This window comes from Nocardia brevicatena NBRC 12119 (genome assembly GCF_000308495.1).
GTDB lineage: Bacteria > Actinomycetota > Actinomycetes > Mycobacteriales > Mycobacteriaceae > Nocardia > Nocardia brevicatena.
Genome location: NZ_BAFU01000153.1, coordinates 1 through 517 on the forward strand (window position 1 = coordinate 1; position 517 = coordinate 517).

The following is a 517-nucleotide window of genomic DNA, read 5'->3' on the forward strand; positions in this document are numbered from 1 at the left end:
GCGGTGAGTTTCGGCGGTACCCCGGCGACGTCGTTCACAGTGAATTCATCGACGCAGATCACGGCGGTGGCGCCCGCCCATTCGGTCGGGATGGTGTTGGTCAGGGTCACCACAGCCGGCGGCACCAGCAACGGGGTCGCCTACACCTACGTCGCGGTGCCGACACTGACCACGGTCGTGCCCAACACCGGTCCGGTGGCCGGCGGGACCACGGTCGTGCTCACCGGAACGAATCTGACCGGTGCCACGGCGGTGAGTTTCGGTGCCACGCCGGCGACGTCGTTCACCGTCAACTCGTCGACGAAGATCACCGCCGTCGCCCCCGCGGGTGCAGCCGGATCGGTGTCGGTCACCGCCACCACAGCCGGCGGCACCAGCAACGGCGTCGCCTACACCTACGTCGCGATACCCACCCTCACCACAATCGCACCGAACGCCGGTCCGGTGGCCGGCGGGACCACGGTCGTCCTCACCGGAACGAACCTGACGGGAGCCACCGCGGTGAGTTTCGGTGGCA

The 517-nt window shown here is 68.7% G+C and carries 1 protein-coding gene and 1 pseudogene; both read left to right on the forward strand.

Annotation, left to right across the window (positions count from 1 at the left end):
- Window positions 1-39: 39 nt before the first annotated feature.
- Window positions 40-90, forward strand: a pseudogene (locus tag ON20_RS40690) (hypothetical protein); the annotation flags it as partial.
- A gap of 6 nt (window positions 91-96) precedes the next feature.
- A partial coding sequence (locus ON20_RS25700) for an IPT/TIG domain-containing protein (RefSeq protein WP_218002608.1) occupies window positions 97-517 on the forward strand: 421 nt, incomplete at its 3' end.